Source organism: Bittarella massiliensis (ex Durand et al. 2017) (genome assembly GCF_017566145.1).
Lineage (GTDB): Bacteria > Bacillota > Clostridia > Oscillospirales > Ruminococcaceae > Bittarella > Bittarella massiliensis_A.
Map to the genome: position 1 here is coordinate 1 of NZ_JABFCL010000067.1, position 305 is coordinate 305.

Consider the following 305-nt stretch of genomic DNA (forward strand, 5'->3'; position numbering starts at 1 on the left):
GGTTAATAATTTATCAGTTATTTTATAGACAATTTCTTTCTCTTTATCAGTTTTTTCTATCTCCTATCCGAGCAGCAGACACCAGAGCGGCAGGGTCACAAGAGACGAAAGTGTACTTAAAAAAATCATACCGGTTGCGTACCGCTCGTCCCCATGGTACTTAGAGGAAAGTAGCGCTGTCGTCACCGGAGCCGGCATCCCCGCCATAATCACAGTAATGCCACGCAGCACCGGATCTAACGGTATCAGCGCTGTCACCGCAAAGACTACCGCCGGAATCAGAACAAGCCGCACTGCCGCATACC

General features: G+C 48.9%; 1 protein-coding gene. It reads right to left on the minus strand.

Annotated features, from left to right (window positions below; genetic code table 11):
* Nucleotides 1-63 precede the first annotated feature (63 nt).
* On the minus strand, nt 64-305 hold a 242-nt coding region (locus HJY11_RS13475), incomplete at its 5' end, for an AEC family transporter (protein WP_208076452.1).